Annotated in this window: 17 protein-coding genes; 12 read left to right on the top strand and 5 right to left on the bottom strand. The window is 32.3% G+C overall.

Annotated elements, in window-relative coordinates; translation table 11 throughout:
- Entirely contained in the window at positions 1-381 is a 381-nt protein-coding gene (locus NAT47_RS07690; protein ID WP_250581816.1) for a RidA family protein, read from the bottom strand.
- 16 nt (positions 382-397) lie between these two features.
- Entirely contained in the window at positions 398-3,127 is a 2,730-nt protein-coding gene (locus tag NAT47_RS07685) for a putative LPS assembly protein LptD (protein ID WP_250581815.1), read from the bottom strand.
- A gap of 70 nt (positions 3,128-3,197) precedes the next feature.
- Here NAT47_RS07685 and NAT47_RS07680 point away from each other — a divergent pair, with 70 nt between their 5' ends.
- The 11 genes from NAT47_RS07680 (at position 3,198) to NAT47_RS07630 (ending at position 15,451) form a co-directional block, all read left to right on the top strand.
- Positions 3,198-4,271 carry an N-acetylmuramoyl-L-alanine amidase family protein gene (locus NAT47_RS07680; protein ID WP_250581814.1) on the top strand — a complete coding sequence of 358 codons (1,074 nt, stop codon included), beginning with the start codon at positions 3,198-3,200 and terminating at the stop codon, positions 4,269-4,271.
- A gap of 11 nt (positions 4,272-4,282) precedes the next feature.
- Complete coding sequence (locus tag NAT47_RS07675; protein ID WP_250581813.1) at positions 4,283-5,404, top strand: N-acetylmuramoyl-L-alanine amidase family protein; 1,122 nt, start codon at positions 4,283-4,285, stop codon at positions 5,402-5,404.
- A gap of 36 nt (positions 5,405-5,440) precedes the next feature.
- Positions 5,441-6,394, top strand: a complete 954-nt coding sequence (locus NAT47_RS07670; protein WP_250581812.1) for an MlaD family protein — start codon at positions 5,441-5,443, stop codon at positions 6,392-6,394.
- A gap of 10 nt (positions 6,395-6,404) precedes the next feature.
- Positions 6,405-7,727 (top strand): (Fe-S)-binding protein, encoded by a 1,323-nt coding sequence (locus NAT47_RS07665; protein WP_250581811.1) that lies wholly within the window; start codon positions 6,405-6,407, stop codon positions 7,725-7,727.
- 32 nt (positions 7,728-7,759) lie between these two features.
- Positions 7,760-8,551 (top strand): (Fe-S)-binding protein, encoded by a 792-nt coding sequence (locus NAT47_RS07660; RefSeq protein ID WP_250581810.1) that lies wholly within the window; start codon positions 7,760-7,762, stop codon positions 8,549-8,551.
- A gap of 6 nt (positions 8,552-8,557) precedes the next feature.
- Positions 8,558-9,040 carry an ABC transporter ATPase gene (locus NAT47_RS07655; RefSeq protein WP_250581809.1) on the top strand — a complete coding sequence of 161 codons (483 nt, stop codon included), beginning with the start codon at positions 8,558-8,560 and terminating at the stop codon, positions 9,038-9,040.
- A gap of 20 nt (positions 9,041-9,060) precedes the next feature.
- Positions 9,061-10,284 carry a phosphoserine phosphatase SerB gene (gene serB / locus NAT47_RS07650; RefSeq protein WP_250581808.1) on the top strand — a complete coding sequence of 408 codons (1,224 nt, stop codon included), beginning with the start codon at positions 9,061-9,063 and terminating at the stop codon, positions 10,282-10,284.
- Between the two features lie 143 nt (positions 10,285-10,427).
- Positions 10,428-13,346 carry a glycoside hydrolase family 3 N-terminal domain-containing protein gene (locus tag NAT47_RS07645; RefSeq protein ID WP_250581807.1) on the top strand — a complete coding sequence of 973 codons (2,919 nt, stop codon included), beginning with the start codon at positions 10,428-10,430 and terminating at the stop codon, positions 13,344-13,346.
- Between the two features lie 29 nt (positions 13,347-13,375).
- A complete protein-coding gene (locus NAT47_RS07640) occupies positions 13,376-13,831 on the top strand; it encodes a DUF1801 domain-containing protein (protein ID WP_250581806.1) in 456 nt (151 codons plus the stop codon).
- A gap of 65 nt (positions 13,832-13,896) precedes the next feature.
- Positions 13,897-15,033 (top strand): N-acetyl-alpha-D-glucosaminyl L-malate synthase BshA, encoded by a 1,137-nt coding sequence (gene bshA / locus NAT47_RS07635; protein WP_250581805.1) that lies wholly within the window; start codon positions 13,897-13,899, stop codon positions 15,031-15,033.
- Positions 15,026-15,451, top strand: a complete 426-nt coding sequence (locus NAT47_RS07630) for a protease complex subunit PrcB family protein (protein WP_250581804.1) — start codon at positions 15,026-15,028, stop codon at positions 15,449-15,451. Before bshA ends, NAT47_RS07630 begins: the two co-directional genes overlap by 8 nt.
- A gap of 33 nt (positions 15,452-15,484) precedes the next feature.
- Here the strand turns inward: NAT47_RS07630 and NAT47_RS07625 are convergent, their stop codons facing one another.
- Together NAT47_RS07625 and NAT47_RS07620 are read right to left on the bottom strand one after the other, a co-directional pair.
- Positions 15,485-15,982, bottom strand: a complete 498-nt coding sequence (locus tag NAT47_RS07625) for a hypothetical protein (protein WP_250581803.1) — start codon at positions 15,980-15,982, stop codon at positions 15,485-15,487.
- Between the two features lie 52 nt (positions 15,983-16,034).
- A complete protein-coding gene (locus tag NAT47_RS07620) occupies positions 16,035-16,838 on the bottom strand; it encodes a hypothetical protein (protein WP_250581802.1) in 804 nt (267 codons plus the stop codon).
- A 141-nt stretch (positions 16,839-16,979) separates the two neighbouring features.
- Between NAT47_RS07620 and aroC the strand changes: the two genes are divergently transcribed.
- Entirely contained in the window at positions 16,980-18,041 is a 1,062-nt protein-coding gene (gene aroC / locus NAT47_RS07615) for a chorismate synthase (RefSeq protein WP_250581801.1), read from the top strand.
- Position 18,042: 1 nt separating this feature from the next.
- On the opposite strand, the gene NAT47_RS07610 is transcribed toward aroC, so the two are convergent.
- Positions 18,043-18,927, bottom strand: a complete 885-nt coding sequence (locus NAT47_RS07610; RefSeq protein WP_250581800.1) for a pirin family protein — start codon at positions 18,925-18,927, stop codon at positions 18,043-18,045.
- Positions 18,928-19,010: the final 83 nt, after the last annotated feature.

The following is a 19,010-nucleotide window of genomic DNA, read 5'->3' as shown; positions in this document are numbered from 1 at the left end:
TTATTTAACAGCAATTATAGAAATTTCAATATTTACATTTTTTGGTAAGCAAGCAACTTGTACCGTTTCTCTAGCAGGTGCTGTTGCCTCGTGAAAGTAACTTCCATAAACCGCATTAATACGAGAAAAATCTGCCATGTTCATGATAAAAATGGTTGTTTTTATCACATTTTCAAATGTCATATCTGCTTCAGCCAAAAGTGCTTTTAGATTTTCCATTACTTGTTTGGTTTCAGTTTCAATATCATCTAAAACTAATTCCATAGTTTCTGGGTTTAAAGCAATTTGTCCGGATGTGTATAAAGTATTACCAACTAAAATTGCTTGATTGTAAGGCCCTATAGGAGCAGGTGCATTTTTGGTGTGAATTATTTTTTTCATAATGTAACGGTTACTATTATTGTCTGAAAGTACGATCTGGTAGTTGACGTTTATCGTATTTAATATCACTCAAAATAGAAGAAGTAATTCCTACGAAAAAGCCCCAATACGTATTGGTTCCAAAAGGAACCCAGTTAAAACTCATTCTCCAACTTTCTAAATCGCGTTCAAAACGTAACTGAGTAAAAGTAACTCCTTTTTGAACAAAATCATATCCAGAAGAGAAACCTAATTTCCATCTTGGTGCCATTTCAATATTTCCCGATGCCATTAAGGAATGTGAGGCAATTTCATTCTGTCTGTTAGAGTTGTTATAATTCATGGAGTATGCAATTCTTAAATCCCAAGGTAATTTTGTGTTGTACCATTGTGAATTCGTATTTTCTTCACCTTCTTTTTTCTTTTTATCTTTATCAAAAAGACTATTTCTATTGTTACTTAAATCAGTACCTACTCCAAATAAATCATCTTCACGACCTCCATTTTGAACATTTTGTTCAGAGGTTTTACCTTTATCAGAACCTGTGTTTGAAAAACTGTAATTAACCGTAACGTTAGCTCTTGGCATTCGCAATAAACTTCCACCATTGTCGATGTTAAATTTCTCAATTCTTCTTCCAGCATTATCAATAGCATAAGGGTCAAATACAGCTGCAAAGTTGATATTCATTTTTTGTTTGAATAATTGAGTTCCACCGCTCATAGTAATTTCCTTAAGTTTTAAAGAATCAGCGGTAAAATCGTAACGTGTTGCAAAGTTTAAATTATTCAACAACATTACTTTTTTAGACTCCCCCTTTTTACTTTCTTTGTCTTTTACTTTTGCTTCAAAAGTATTACTCATCGAAATATTCATTGCATTTGAAATACTATTTGATGGAGCACCAAACAAACCATTATCAAACTTAGTATACTCAGAAAAGTTAATTCCAGAAGCATCCAATGCATATCTTTCAAAGTATTGGTCAAAACTTGGGGTGTAGCCATAAGATATATTTGGACGAATTACGTGTCGAATAGCTTGAATTTTCTTGTCTTCACCAAAATTGAATGTCCCGTAAATTGTTGTACCAATTCCTACGTTAAAATTGTAAGTTCTAAATGATTCAAAACCTTTTTCTTCAACAGTCAATACTTTGTTAGCTGTTGGACTGAAAAACTTTCTTATCGTATTCATTGTCCAAACTTCATTATAACTAGCATTAGCACTAATGCTGAAATGCTTAAAAATTTTAAAGTTGGTGCTTATAGGAATAGAGTGTTGAAATCCAGAACGAGCATCTCTAAACATTTGAGGTTTAAAGAATAACGAATCGGTAGTTCTGATTCTGTTTTCACCTCTTATGTTATATTGAAAATTAATATTTTTAATCAATCCTTTTTTTACCCCATCTTTGGAAGCGAAAGGGAATATTCGATCAACACTTGCTTGAAAAGTAGGAAGTGTCATATCTATCTGCTGGGTATTGGTATTTTGAGAATGTGTGGCAGATAGCGACATGTTTACTTGAGGAACTGTTTGAAACGTTTTTGAGAATGAAACAGAAGAACTTAAATTATTATTAATACTTGATCCAATGTTATTTAAATTCACAGATTGTCTGTAATATTGACTACTACCAAGATTTACCGAAGCAGAAAACCTTGAATTTGCTGCAGCTTTTGCATCTTGGCTATGAGACCATTGGATATTGTATTGTCTTGATTTTGTGTAATCAGGGAACCCTTTTTCACTTTGAATATTGTTTTCAAATCTTAAATTGAATCTTCCGTTAAACTTATAGCGTTTGGCATAGCTACTCTCGGCTCGTAATCCGTAACTTCCATTGGTAAAGTAATCTCCTAAAACTGCTAAATCATAATTTTCGCTTAACGCAAAATAATATCCACCGTTTTGAAGAAAATATCCTTTCTGATTGTTTTGTCCGGGTGTTGGCATGATAAATCCAGATGCGCTATTTTCTGTTATAGGAAAATAACCATAAGGTAACCAAATAGGAGTAGGCACATCAGCAATATACATTTGAGTTGAGTTGATGATAACCTTCTTCTTCGGAACAAACTTTACTTTTTTGACTAAAAAATAATATTCAGGATCCTCTTCATTTTTTGAAGTGGTCATGCGGGCATTTCTCATAAAATAAACCGAATCATTTTCTTTTTTGGAAATCTCGGCTTTAATAAACAAATCACTTTGTTGTGTTCTTGAATTCCAAACTTTAGCTCTTTTGGATTTCGTATGAAAGATTATGGAATCAGGTTCGACAACATTACTTCCTTGTTTAAAAACAGGCCTTTGAATGTATTTTCCTGAAGAATCTTTTAAACGACCAGCATATACTAAGTCTTTATCATAATCCAAAACTATACGCCCTGCTTTTAACTCAAAATCGGTATAGTAAATTTCTGCTTCATCATGAAGAGTTACCGTTTTTTTCTTTTGGTCAAGCTTTTCATATTCTTTAGCTTTCATATTGACAACTCCGTCAAGAAAAGGTTTTTTCTTCTTTAGAGTATCAGCTTTTGAAGTATTTGTTTTTGAAGTATTTGTTTTTGAAGTATCTCTAACTTTTTCTAAGTCGGTTTTAGATAAATTGATTGTATTTAATGCTGGATTTTCTTGTGAAAAAGCCAAATGCGATCCCAATGTTAGAAAAATTACTGAAAAAACGATATGAATTATCTTGTTATGCAATGCTTTTAATAGTATTTTTGTAAAAATTTGGCTCACTTTTTGGAGTGTCAAACTTACATATATTTTTTTGCAAAAATAATCTTTTAATAAAATTATAACTCATAATACCATCAATTGTTTTATGCCATTTAAAAAAAATGCTAATTATTTGTTCATATTTATCTTTATTTTTTGTGTAACAACAGGTTTTAGTCAGAATAACTCTAAATTTAAAGTAGTTTTGGATGCTGGTCATGGAGGTAAAGATCCAGGAGCTGTTAAAAATGGAGTGCAAGAGAAAGATGTAGTGTTAGATGTAGTTTTAAAATTAGGAAAAATTCTCGAACGTCATAAGGAAATTGAGGTTGTATATACTCGAAAAACAGATGTTTTTGTAGAGCTAAGAGAGCGTGCTCAAATCGCTAACAAGGCTAAAGCTAATTTATTTGTTTCTGTTCATTGTAATTCGGTTAAGGCTGGAAATCCTATAGGTGCTATGACTTTGGTAATGGGAATGTCTAGAACTGGAACTAATTTAGAAATCGCTAAAACTGAAAATGCCGTAATTTTTCAGGAGAAAGATTACAAGAACAAGTATAAAGGTTTCGATCCAAACAATCCCGAAACTTTAATAGGTTTAAAAATTGTTCAAGAAGAATCTTTACTTCAAAGTATTGAATTTGCTACTATGATTCAAAATCAATTTAAAAATGAATTAAAAAGAAAAGATAAAGGAGTACATCAACAACCTTTGTGGGTGTTGGATGCCACTGTAATGCCCGGGGTTCTTATTGAATTAGGTTTTGTGTCGCACCCAGAAGAAGCAAAATATTTAGATTCAGAAAAGGGAAAAGATGAAATGTCAGTTTCTATTTCTAAGGCAATTTTAGCTTACAAAAATGATGTTTTTGATGGTAAGGATATAACGCAATCAGACAATTCAATTCCAGAAGTTACGACAACCCTAAACGTACCAAAAGAAATTTCAAAATCGGCTCAAACATATTATAAGGTACAAATTTCAGCAGGTACTAAAAAGTTGGAAATAAAACCTTCAAATTTCAAAGGTTTAAGAGGCATTACTTTCGAACAAGATAAGAAGTTGTACAAATATTATTATGGTGAAGAAACTGATTACAATGAGTGTAAGAAAAAATTAGAAGAAGCAAAGAAAAAAGGGTATAAATCAGCTTATATTGTTACATTTACTAATTAAGAGTTAGAATCATGTTTAAGAAAATCATTTTTCCAATATTTTTTTTAAGTGTATTTTTTGGCTACAGTCAAAATCACAAATTCAAAGTAGTTTTGGACGCGGGACATGGTGGTAAAGACTATGGTGCTGTTTATCATGGAAATATCGAAAAAAATATAGCGCTTAAAGCGGTTTTAAAAGTGGGAGCAATTTTAGAAAAAGATCCACAAATTGAGGTTATTTACACTCGTAAAACCGATGTTTTTGTAGAATTACAACAAAGAGCTAAAATTGCTAATAAATCAAAAGCTGATATTTTTGTCTCTGTGCATTGCAATGCTAATAAGAATTTAGAAGCTTCTGGTAGTGAAACATTTGTAATGGGGATCACTCGAAATGCTTCCAATTTAGAAGTGGCTAAAACGGAAAACGAAGTAGTAACGTTAGAAACCGACTATAAAGTAAAATATGATGGTTATGATCCAAAATCTCCTGAATCGGTAATCGGAATTTCAATTCTTCAAGAAGAGCATTTGGACCAAAGCATTGAGTTGGCAGGAAGAGTACAGGACTTTTTCTCGAAAACTACTGATTTTAAAAATAGAGGAGTTAAACAAGCAGGGTTTTTAGTACTTCGTCAAATTACTATGCCAAGGGTTTTAGTGGAAATGGGATTTATTTCGAACAGAGAAGAAGGTGAGTTTTTAAATTCAGAGGAAGGTCAAGATAAGCTAGCAGCATCAATTGCAGGAGCTATAATTGATTACAAAAATGAATTTCACAATCCTTCTGATAATGACGAAAAAGAAGAACAAAGAGTTGTGGTAAGAGAGGAAATTGTAGTGAAAGAAAATCCTAAAAAAGAAATTATCACTAAAACTGAAACAGATAAAACGGAAAAAGGAATAGTGTTTAAAGTTCAAATTTCTGCTAGTACAAAAGAAATTGAGGTAATACCATCAAATTTTAAAGGATTAGAACCAATTTCTTTTGAAAAATCCGGAAATTTATATAAGTATTATTATGCTTCTGAAAAAAGCTTTGACTTGGCCAAACAAAAATTAACAATAGCCAAGCAAAAAGGCTATTCTTCAGCTTTCATAGTTGCTTATAAAGACGGAATAAAAATAAGCATTACCGATGCCATAAAATAAAATAAAAGTTTAATTTTGTTGTAAAAATATAACGCTTTGAAACTAACAAGAGAAATCAAAACCGCTGTCCTTGTAATTGTATCGATTTTATTATTTATTTGGGGATTCAATTTTTTAAAAGGAAGAGACATTTTAGATAGCAGTACAAGAGTTTATGTAGTGTATGACAACGTTGCAGGCCTTGTAGATTCAGCGCCAGTTACTTTAAATGGATTAGCAATTGGAAAAGTGAATTCAATTAATATTCAACCGGATGGTAAATTATTGGTTGAAATCCAAATCACTACTGATTTTCCAATTTCAAAATCCAGTATTGCAGAAATATATGATTCTGGATTAGTGGGAGGAAGACAAATTGCAATTAAACCTAATTTTCAAGATAAAAATTACATCAAATCAGGCGACTATCTAAAAGCTAGTAGCAAATTAGGGATAACAGATGCTTTAGCCCAACAATTAGAACCGCTTCAATATAAAGTTCAGAAACTACTAGACAATGCAGATGCTATGGTTTCTAATATTAATGATATTTTAGATGCTTCAACAAAACAAAACTTAAAAAGTAGTATTGCGGAGCTTAATAAAACATTAACTGAATTTAGTGTGGCATCTAAAAATATTAATGAGATGATTGCCAATAACAAATCGAAAATTAATTCTACTATGGCTAATATTGACAAAACTTCTGCTAATTTTTCAAAAATTTCAGATTCTTTGTCGAGAGCTAATTTAGGGCAAACCGTAAAAAATCTTGAAAAGACATTGGCTAGTGTAGACAAAATTATGTCAGATATCGAGAGAGGAAATGGAACTGTTGGTAAATTAATGAAGGATGATGCGATGTATACTAATTTTTCTAAAACATCTAAAGAGTTAGAATTATTATTACAAGATTTGAGGTTAAATCCTACGAGATATGTAAACGTTTCTCTTTTTGGTAAAAAAAATAAGCCTTACGTAGCACCAGTTAACGATACTATTAAAAAGTAAATTTTACACGATGAATTTTTTAGATAACATTTTATTCGCATTGCTTTTAGGAGCAGGTATTGGTTATTTTACAATGAACGTAAAAAAACTGATTCGTAACATAAAGTTAGGTCAAGATGTTGACAGATCAGACAATTCTTCAGAACGTTGGAAGAACATGATGATGGTTGCTTTAGGGCAATCTAAAATGGTAAAACGTCCTATTGCAGGATTTCTTCACATTGTGGTTTATGTTGGTTTCGTAATCATCAATATCGAGATTATTGAAATTATTATTGACGGACTTTTTGGAACACATCGAGTTTTATCTTTCATGGGAGGATTATATGACGTGTTAATTGGTTCGTTTGAAATTTTAGCTTTCTTAGTTTTAGTAACAGTAAGTATTTTTTGGATCAGAAGAAATGTTGTTAAAATTGGACGTTTTACTAGCACAGATTTAAATGGTAAACCTAGAAATGACGCTAATTATATTCTATATTTTGAAATTGTTATCATGTCTTTATTCTTCACTATGAATTCGGCTGATTTGCATTTACAAACTCTAGGTATTGGACATTATAGTCAAGCGGGAAGTTTTCCAATCTCACAATTTATAGCTCCTATTTACAATGGTATAAGTGAAGGAACTGTAGTACTAATTGAAAGAGCAGCTTGGTGGTTACACATTGCCGGAATTTTAGTTTTCTTAAACTATTTATATTTCTCTAAACACTTACACATTTTATTAGCGTTTCCAAATACTTTTTATGCAGATTTAAACGCAAAAGGAAAATTTAATAATCTAGAAAGTGTAACAAATGAAGTGAAATTAATGATGGATCCAAATGCTGATCCATTTGCAGCACCAGCAAATCCTGATGCAGTTCCAGCTAAATTTGGAGCTTCAGATGTTCAAGATTTAAATTGGGTTCAATTGTTAAATGCATACAGCTGCACAGAATGTGGTCGTTGTACTTCATCTTGTCCGGCTAATTTAACAGGCAAAAAATTATCTCCTCGTAAGATTATGATGGACACTCGTGATCGTTTAGAAGAAGTAGGAAGAAACATCGATTTGAATAAAGGCGTTTTTGTTGATGATGGAAAATCATTGTTAAACGATTATATCACACCAGAAGAATTATGGGCTTGTACCACTTGTAATGCTTGTGTAGAAGAATGTCCTATAAATATTAGTCCATTATCAATTATCATTGAAATGCGTCGTTATTTAGTGATGGAGCAAAGTGCAGCTCCAATGGAATTAAATAATATGATGAGTAATATTGAAAACAATGGCGCTCCATGGCAATACAATCAAATGGATCGTTTAAATTGGATAAACGAATAATTTTACATTAACTATCATAAATAGTATATAATATGTCAGATAATTTAATTGTACCAACAATGGCCCAAATGATGGCCGAAGGAAAACAACCTGAAATTTTATTTTGGGTAGGTTCTGCTGGTAGTTTCGATGACAGAGCAAAAAAAATTACAAGAGCTTTCGTTAAAATTTTAAATAAAGCAAATGTAAATTTCGCAGTTTTAGGAACGGAAGAAAGTTGTACGGGAGACGTAGCAAAAAGAGCGGGTAATGAATTTCTTTTTCAAATGCAAGCATTAATGAATATTGAGTTACTTAATGCTTATGGAGTAGAGAAAATAGTTACCTGTGATCCTCATTCTTTTAATTGTTTAAAAAATGAATACCCTGGTTTGGGTGGAAATTACGAGGTTTTACATCATACTCAATTTATTCAGCAACTCTTAAAAGAAGGGCGTATTAATTTTAATAAGGATACCTACAAAGGTAGTCGTATTACATTTCATGATCCTTGCTATTTAGGAAGAGCGAATAATGAATACCAAGCTCCAAGAGAAATATTATCTCAAATCAATGCCGAAATTGTTGAGATGAAAAGAAGTAAAAGTTCTGCATTATGTTGTGGAGCGGGTGGAGCCCAAATGTTTAAAGAGCCTGAAAAAGGAAACATGGAAATAAATGTTTTAAGAACACAAGATGCACTTGAAACTACTCCAAATATCATTGCTACGGGTTGTCCGTATTGCAATACAATGATGACGGATGGGGTAAAATTTGCACACAAAGAAAACGAAGTTAAAGTATTAGATATTGCAGAAATAATAGCAAACGCACAAAATTTATAATAAAACATGTTTGTACCATTTGATACCTTACCAGAAGAATCTAAGATTTGGATTTATCAGTCCAATAGAAAATTTTCTGATGAAGAAATTCAAGAAATTGAGAAAGATTTGACTTCTTTTTTAGAGAATTGGACTGCCCATGGGCAGCATCTTGAAGCTTCTTTTGTAACTCGCTATAATCGTTTTATTATTATTGCTGTAAATCAGGAAGTACAAGCAGCTACAGGTTGTTCGATTGATGCTTCGGTACAATTTATCCAAAATTTAGAACAAAAATATAAGGTGGATTTGCTAGACAAAATGAACGTTACTTTTAAAGTTGGTGATCACGTTGCTTTTAAACCGCTTATCGAATTTAAAAAAATGGCTAAAGAAAAGGCTGTTTCAGAAAACACAATTGTCTTCAACAATCTTTTAAATACTTTAGGAGAGTGGCAAGATTTCTGGGAAGTTCCTGCTAGTGAAAGTTGGCACAATCGATTTTTTTAGATTCATTTTCTGACTCTATCATGGATAGCGATATATTTTTATTAAGCATTTCAGGACAAGATAAACCAGGTCTGACTTCTGCATTAACAGCTGTTTTGGCAGCATATGATGCCAATGTACTTGATATTGGTCAGGCTAATATTCACGATACACTTTCATTAGGTATTTTATTTCAAATTAAATCGGGCAAAAAATCGGCTGCCGTTTTAAAAGATATTTTATTTAAATCCTATGAATTAGGAATAAAAGCAAAATTTAAACCCATTACTCTTGAGGAGTATGAAAAATGGGTCAGTCTTCAAGGAAAAGATCGTTATATCGTAACCCTTTTAGGGGATAAATTAACTGCCGAACAAATTTCTCGTGTAACGCAAGTTATTTCTGAAAAGAACTTAAATATCGATGCTATCAAAAGATTAACTGGTAGAATTTCCTTAACAAAGAAAGATGATTATCCAAGGTCTTCTATTCAGTTATCCATTCGTGGTGAAATAAAAAATAAGTCTGAATTTACCGAAAAATTCATGGCAATTGCATCTGAATTAAATCTAGATATCGCCTTTCAGGAAGACAATATTTTTAGAAGAAACCGGCGATTAGTTTGCTTTGATATGGATTCCACTTTAATCCAAACCGAGGTTATTGACGAATTAGCAGAACTGGCAGGCGTTGGCGAACAAGTAAAAGCCATTACAGAATCTGCAATGCAAGGTGAAATTGATTTTCAAGAAAGTTTTAAGCAAAGAATGTTACTTTTAAAAGGTTTAAGTGAAGATGTTCTGGAAGAAGTTGCCCTAAATTTACCCATCACAAAAGGAGCAAGACGATTAATTGATACTTTGAAATCATACGGATTTAAAACCGCCATTCTTTCTGGTGGATTTACTTATTTTGGAAAATACTTGCAAAAAGAACTCGGAATTGACTACGTTTATGCCAATGAATTTGAAATCAAAGATGGAGTTTTGACTGGTGGATATATCGGTGAAATCGTCGACGGAAATAAAAAAGCAGATTATTTAAAAGAAATCGCACTTAAAGAAGGAATTCACATTAACCAAACCATTGCTGTTGGTGATGGCGCTAATGATTTACCCATGTTGAATCTGGCTGGTTTAGGAATTGCTTTTCATGCAAAACCAAAAGTAAAAGACAACGCTCAAAGCTCCATTTCAAGTATAGGATTAGATGGAATTCTTTATTTATTAGGCTATCATGACCGCCATATCGATTTGATGGATTAATCTTTCAAATCTTTCAGAAAAGGAACTGAATCTTTCGTTAACAACTTTCTTCATAAAATAAATCTAAAACACTTTATTTTAAAGTAAAGATGTAGTATTTTGGCATGGATTTAGTTCTAAGTTAAAAAATCAAACAATAATTTATGCAAAGAGTGCTTACCCTACTGTTTTCGGTAGTTTTCATACATATATCATTTTCCCAAAATAAATCTAAACCTGTTTTAACTGCAAAAAAAGTCGTTTCGCAACAAGTTTGGGTCGACAGTATTTACAACCAATTTTCGTTCGAAGAAAAAGTGGGACAATTATTCATGGTAGCAGCGTATTCTAATAAAGATGAAGCACACAATAAATCCATCGATAAATTAGTGGAAGAATATAAAATTGGAGGTTTGATTTTCTTTCAAGGCGGACCTGTTCGTCAGGCTAAATTAACCAATCGATATCAAGCAAAAGCTAAAGTGCCATTGTTCATTGGAATTGATGCTGAGTGGGGATTAAGCATGCGATTGGATTCTACCTATCGTTATCCTTGGAACATGACATTAGGTGCAGTTCAAGATATGAAATTGATTGAAAAAGCCGGAAATCAAATGGCAAAGCAATCAAAACGAATGGGAATTCACTTCAATTTTGCGCCAGTAGTCGATATCAATACCAATCCAAAAAATCCAATTATTGGCAATCGTTCGTTTGGAGAAACTAAAGAAAATGTTACTGCGAGAGCGATTGCTTTAATGAAAGGTTTGCAAGATGAAGGCGTCTATGCAACTGCTAAACATTTCCCAGGTCATGGCGATACTTCAACCGATTCACATCATACGTTACCCGTTGTGAATTTTGACAAAAACAGATTAAATGACATAGAACTTTTTCCATATAGAGAATTGATTAAAAATGGATTGGCGAGTATAATGGTGGCGCATTTAAATGTACCTAGCATTGAACCTAGAGATAATTATCCAACTTCCATTTCTTATCCTGTAGTTACTGATATCTTAAAAAAAGAATTGCAATTTGAAGGTTTAATTTTTACCGATGCCTTAAATATGAAAGGAGCAAGTAATTTTAAAAAGCCAGGAGATATTGATTTAGAAGCTTTTTTAGCTGGAAATGACATATTGTTATTTGCCGAAAATGTTCCTGTTGCGATACAGAAATTCAAAGAAGCTTATGATGCTGGAATTATTACCGAAGAACGATTGATGTATTCGGTTAAAAAGATTTTAAATTTCAAATACAAATCGAATTTAAACAATTACCAACCAATAGTTTTAGATAATCTTTATAAAGATTTAAATTCAATAGAATTTGATGCTTTGAATTACAAATTGTATGAAAATGCAGTAACGGTTGTTAAAAATCATGAAAATATAGTGCCTATTCGAGATATCGAGAAAGAGAGAATAGCTTACATTAAGTTAGGAAATGATAAATCGGATACTTTTTTAGCTAATCTGAGAAACTTTGCTTCAATTAGTGAAATTACCAATCAAAATTTAGATTCTGTTTTAGTACAATTACAAGATTATACAAAAGTCATTATTGGATATCACAAGCAAGATGGAGCTTGGAGAAATCACAATTTGAATTTCAAAGAAATGCTTTGGATTAATCAAATTGCTAAACAAAATGATGTGATTTTAACTTGTTTTACAAAACCTTATTCTCTGACAAATTTGAAAAATTTTGAGGATATTGAAACCATAGTTTTGGCCTACCAAAATAACGATATTGCTCAAACTATTGCTCCTCAAATCATTTTTGGCGCTATGGGAGCAAAAGGAAAATTACCTGTTACTATTGATGACGAATTCAAAGTTAATGAAGGGATTGAAACATTAGACATCAAAAGATTAGGTTTTTCTATACCAGAAAATGTTGGTATGAATTCTAAAGTTTTGACCAAAATTGATTCTATTGCCAATTACGCAATTTCAAAAAAAATGACACCAGGACTTCAGGTGGTAGTCGCTAGGAAAGGAAAAGTAATTTATCAAAAATCCTTTGGGAATCACACATATGAATCCACTCAAAAAGTGAGTAACACGGATTTGTATGATATTGCCTCATTAACCAAAATTATAGCTACTTTACCCAGTGTAATGAGAGAGTTTGATCAAGGCCATTTGTCATTAGAAACCAAGTTGAAAACCATGTTGCCAATAGCAAAAAGTTCTAACAAAGCAAATGCAACAGTTTTGGATATGTTAACACATCAGGCGCGTTTTCAACCATGGATTCCATTTTACAAGGCTACTCTTGATAGCTTAAAAAGACCTAGCACTCATTATTATAGAAGTGAATTTTCAGAGGATTTTCCAATTCATGTAGCGGATAAATTGTATTTAAGAAAAGATTATAAAGACACTATTATAAACACTATTTTAGAAAGTGAATTATTACCAAAAAAACAATACAAATACAGTGATTTTTCTTTCATTCTTTTCAAAGAATATTTAGAATATCACAATAAAAAATCGCTCGAAGTATTGGCTCAGGATAATTTTTACAATCCACTTGGAGCGAATTCTATCATGTATAATCCGTTACGAAAAGTAAATTCAAATAGAGTAATTCCAACGGAAAATGACACCTATTTTAGACATCAATTGGTGCAAGGTTATGTTCATGATATGGCGGCGGCTATGCAAGGCGGAATATCGGGTCATGCTGGTCTATTTGCTAATGCTTTGGATGTAGCTAAAGTGATGCAAATGTATCTTCAAAAAGGAACTTATGGTGGAAGAACATACATTTCTGAAAATACATTTAATATTTTCAATACGTGTTATTTCTGTAAGGATGGTAATAGAAGAGGTGTTGGTTTCGATAAGCCGCAATTAGGAAATGAAGGTCCTACCTGTGGTTGTGTTTCTATGACGAGTTTTGGACATACCGGTTTTACTGGAACCATGACTTGGGCCGATCCAGAAAAAGAAATTGTTTATGTTTTTCTGTCCAATAGAACGTATCCTGATTCAAATGCAACCAACAAATTATCAAAAGAGAATATCAGAGAAAATATTCAGAAAGTAATTTATGAAGCAATTGTTGAGTAATTTAATTTAATCGAAAACTATTTCTAACCATGACGTCAGAAGCAACAACAGTAGATCAATACATCAACGAAGCTCCAGAAGATAGAAGAGAAGCGTTACATAAATTAAGAAATATAATTTTAGAGAATCTTCCAGAAGGTTTTCAAGAAGGTATGGGCTATGGTATGGCAGGCTATGTAGTTCCACATTCAATTTATCCGCAAGGCTACCATTGTAATCCGAAACAAGCATTGCCTTTTATGGGATTTGCAAGCCAGAAAAATAGCATCAATTTTTATCACATGGGAATTTATGCTAAGCCAGAATTATACGATTGGTTTGTAACCGAATATCCAAAACATTCAAAGCAAAAATTAGATATTGGCAAAAGCTGTTTGCGCATCAAAAAACCAGAAAATATACCATTTGAATTGATTGGTGAATTAGTAAAAAAAATCACAGTGCAAGATTGGATAGCTACCTACGAAGCGTCTTTAAAAAAATAATTTTTAACAAATGTTTTATAATTGCCAACGTTAGAAGTGGTAATTTTATTTCAAAATTTAAATAGATGAAAATTGCGATAGTTTGTTATCCTACATTTGGAGGAAGTGGTGTTGTAGCAACCGAACTTGGTTTGGAATTGGCTAAAAGAGGTCATGAAATTCATTTTATCACCTACAGTCAGCCTGTTCGTTTAGCATTATTGAATCAAAATGTGCATTATCATGAAGTTCACGTTCCAGAATATCCTTTATTTCATTACCAACCTTATGAATTAGCACTTTCGAGTAAATTGGTAGACATGGTGAAATTGCATCAAATTGATGTTCTACACGTTCACTACGCGATTCCTCATGCCTATGCAGGTTATATGGCTAAACAAATGTTAGCCGATGAAGGTATTCATATTCCTATGGTAACCACACTTCACGGAACCGATATTACCTTAGTAGGAAATCATCCTTTTTATAAGCCTGCAGTGAGTTTTAGTATTAACAAATCAGATGTAGTAACGAGTGTTTCTCAAAGTTTAAAAGATGATACGTATCGATTGTTTGATATTAAAAAAGATATTGACGTTATCCCAAATTTCATCGAGTTAAACAAAGATAAATTAAAAGAAAATATTCCTTGTCATCGTTCGTTAATGGCAAATGAATATGAAAAAATCATAACTCATATTTCCAATTTCAGAAAAGTTAAACGAATCGAAGATATTGTTCGTATTTTTTATGAAATTCAGAAAGAAGTGCCTTCCAAATTAATGATGGTAGGAGAAGGTCCTGAAAAAGAAGGAGCAGAGCAATTGTGCGAACAATTAGGTATTCAAAATAAGGTGATTTTCTTCGGAAATAGTAATGAAATTGATAAAATTTTATGTTTTTCAGATTTATTCTTATTGCCCTCTGAAACTGAAAGTTTTGGATTAGCGGCTTTAGAGGCAATGTCTTGTGGAGTTCCTGTTATTTCAAGTAATTCAGGAGGCTTACCGGAAGTAAATAAAGATGGATATTCAGGATATTTAAGTGATGTAGGTGATATTACAAAAATGAGTAAAGATGCAATTTTACTATTAAAAGATGAAGATAAGTTAGCTCAGTTTAAAGTAAATGCTTTAGCAACTGCTAAATTATTCGACATACACAACATTGTACCGATGTACGAAAACATATATTATAAAGCGTTAAATTTTAAACATGATTAAAGTTATTCCTTTATTGTTCTTAATACTGTCATGTAGTAGTTTGAAAAATACTCCTGATACCGATTTTTCAATTTTGTATGCAAAGGAATTTGGAGGATCTGAAAAATCTGGTTTTCTATTGATAGAAAATAATGAATCGTATATAAAATTTATTGAATCATTAAAATTAGACGAGTCTGAATATGCAAATTTTCTTAAAGTTGATTTTAAGAAAAATAATGTAATAGTTTTGTTTCAAGGACAAAAAATGTCTGGAGGATATGCCATTAACATAGAATCGGTTCAAAATGATAACAAAACCATCATTGTTAAAAAGAAAGAGACTGGACCTCAAAAAGGAGAATTAGCTACTACAGCCATTACCACTCCCTATTGTATTGCTTTAATTCCGAAAGGTAATAAGACGATTATTGAATAAAAAATGCCTCAATTGAGGCATTTTTTTTATTTTTTAGTTAAATCTATAACGAATACCTAAAGCAATATCTGGACCAAATGAATCGTTGTAGTCTGCATAATCACCTCCAAAATAAATTTCAGGTCTAAAATCTAAAGACAATTGAATTGGAGCTTCTTGAAAATTATATTCAATTCCTATGTCACCAGCAGCAAATAAAAATGAACCACTGTTATCGCCATAATCTTTATCAACACTCCAAGATCCTAAACCTCCACCAATACCGGCATACCAGTTAAATCCACCTTCTATGTTCCATACCCATTGGTAAAGACCTGTTAGCTTAAATGCATCAACATGATTACTATTTCTCCATCCCAAATCAACCTCTAATCGATTTTCTTTGCCTAATCCTCTTTGATAAGAAATTTCACCACCAAATCCATCGTTATCTCCTAAACGTAAACCTAAAGCGTTTTTAGAAATGTCTTGTGCCTGTGTGCTGAATGCTAATCCTAGTAGCATAAAAGCAGATAAAATTAATTTTTTCATTTTAATAAGTTTTTGCAAATTTAGGTAATTTTCTTCAAATTATATGCCAATATTAATTGATCACGTAAGTATCTAAGTACTCTTTTTGATTTTGAGTTGCAGATGATGGAATTCCAAGATTAATAGGTAATAAAGGATTTATAGTATATGACGTATCTGTATTTACATGTACAACTCCAATTCCATCAGCAAGATACAAAGTGGAAATAATAAAATCTTGTGGAGCCAAAACAGTAATAGGAATAGAAATAACACCCGCGTTTTGAACTGTAGTTACTCCAACATTTAATTTAATTTTTGTAGATTTCACATTGCTATAATTGGATCCATCTGGACTTGTATAGCTAGTAAATGTTTCTCCTCCATAACTTTGTAAGGAATACGTTATAGTTAACGGATAATTATTGTATGTTTGGTTAATTGTTCCTGTAACTGCTGAACTATTCAATGCTTGATTATTTTGCGCATTGCTATTAAAAACTACAAAATCAGTAAGTGATAAATTAATGTTTACAGGTAAATTTTGTTGAGCCGAAAGCGCTACATCACCAGAAAGTAATAATTTAGATCCATTTTTTCTAACTTTGTTATTACGCAATACAGAAGAATAGAAACCTGTTGCAGTATTATTCCTTGTTTCAAACTTTTTATAAGTAAAATTGTTTACTTGTACTTCGCTCTGAATAAACAAAGAGTCTCTTGAAATAGTTCCTTCAGTATCCACATCATAGGTCCAATAATCCCCTATATTAATTGGAATAGAAAAATTACTTTCTTCTGTATTTTCACTGTCAGAGGAGCAAGAAACACTCAAAAATGCAATGCTTAGGAATAAAGGAATGATAAATTTTTTCATAAATTTAATTTGATGATGGCTAAAGTACATTTTTTTTGAACACAAAAAGAAATTATTTCTATTACCATACCTGATTTCAAAAGTGAAATACCAATATATTACTTATATTTGTTACTCTTATAATCTCTCAGAAATCATAATATGTCGGGAAATACTTTTGGAAAATTATTAAAGTTAACCACTTTTGGAGAATCACACGGTGAAGCTTTAGGCGGGATATTAGATGGATGTCCTGCTGGAATTACTTTAGATTTTGACTTTATTCGATCAGAAATGCAAAGAAGAAAACCAGGGCAGTCTTCTATAGTTACTCAAAGAAAAGAAGAAGATGAAGTGCAATTTTTATCGGGAATTTTCGAAGGTAAAACAACAGGAACACCTATAGGTTTCATAATTCCAAATACCAATCAAAAGTCAGACGATTATTCCCACATAAAAGATACTTACCGCCCAAGTCACGCCGATTATGTTTACGAACAAAAATATGGTATTCGAGATTATCGTGGTGGAGGCAGAAGTTCGGCAAGAGAAACCGCAACTAGAGTAGTTGGTGGCGCTATTGCCAAGCAAATTATTCCAAACATCAAAATCAATGCTTTTGTTTCATCTGTAGGTGATATTTTCATAGATAAACCGTATCAAGATTTGGATTTTTCTAAAATTGAAAGTAATGCTGTTCGTTGTCCTGATACTGCAACAGCTAAAAAAATGGAACAACACATCAAAGAAATTAAAAAGCAAGGGGATACCGTAGGCGGAACCATTACTTGTGTCATACAAAACGTTCCTATTGGATTGGGTGAACCTGTATTTGATAAATTGCATGCTGAACTTGGTAAAGCCATGTTATCGATTAATGCTGTTAAAGGTTTTGAATTTGGAAGTGGTTTTTGTGGTGCTAAGATGAAAGGTAGTGAACATAACGATTCTTTTAATTCGGATGGAACCACTAAGAGCAATCTGTCAGGTGGAATTCAAGGCGGTATTTCTAACGGAATGGATATTTATTTTAGAGTCGCATTCAAACCCGTAGCTACCTTACTTCAAAAACAAGAAGTTTTAACCAATCAAGGAGATATCATAGCGCAACAAGGAAAAGGGCGTCATGATCCATGTGTGGTCCCTAGAGCGGTGCCTATAGTGGAGGCAATGACAGCACTTGTAATGGCAGATTATTTCCTACTTGATAAATTATATTTGTAATCTACTTAAAGCCTTTTATTTCTGGTAATGGGACCCATTCGGTTTCATTGGGTACTTTTGGAAACCGTTGGGCTTTCCAATCTTCTTTGGCTTGTTCAATTACATTTTTATCTGTGTGAACAAAATTCCAAAAAATGAAATGTTCTTCTGGGAATGCTTCACCTCCAAAAAGATAAACTGTAGTGTTCTCTGTCATTTCAAAAGCACACAACGAACTTTCCTTTGCTATTAATATTTGTTTAGCATCGTATCTATTACCATCGTCAATGATGCTTCCCTCCAAAATATACAAGGCTACTTCGCCATAAAGTGCTGAACCAATATTTATCGTAGTTGATTTAGAATTTTTAATTTCTATCAAGTATAACGGACTGTGAACGGGTACAGGAGATTTTTTTCCAAAAGCTTTTCCTGCAATTAATTTGAAATTAACTTCGTTTTGTACCCATTGAGGAATTTCTTTTGCCTCAATATGAGTAAAAGAGGGTTCACAGTTTTCTAAATGTTTAGGTAAAGCAACCCAAATTTGTAATCCATGCAAAATTTTATCCGTGGTTCTTAAATATTCAGGGGTACGTTCTGAATGTACGACTCCTTTTCCAGCTGTCATCCAATTCACGGCTCCAGGTTGAATTTCTACTTCAGTTCCTAAACTATCGCGATGCATAATTGCACCCTCAAATAAATACGTTAGGGTAGAAAGACCAATGTGAGGATGGGGAGCAACATCTAAATTTTGGTATTCTTTTAGTTTTGCTGGCCCCATATGATCGATAAATACAAAAGGACCTACCGCTCTTTTTTCTTTAAAAGGGAGTAAGCGTCCGACTAAAAAGTTTCCAATATCGGCTGCTCTTTCTTCTATGATGAGTTGAATGTTTGACATGCAATGCAGGTAATTAGTTAGTAGTGAAATAGAATAGTAAATTTAAGGATTTAAATGAAAGGAATAAAAAAATCCGAAACTTT

The organism is Flavobacterium fragile (assembly GCF_023634865.1).
GTDB classification, from domain to species: Bacteria; Bacteroidota; Bacteroidia; order Flavobacteriales; family Flavobacteriaceae; genus Flavobacterium; species Flavobacterium fragile.
The sequence above is the reverse complement of the archived record's forward strand: the minus strand, read 5'-3'. Positions and strand labels throughout refer to the sequence as shown.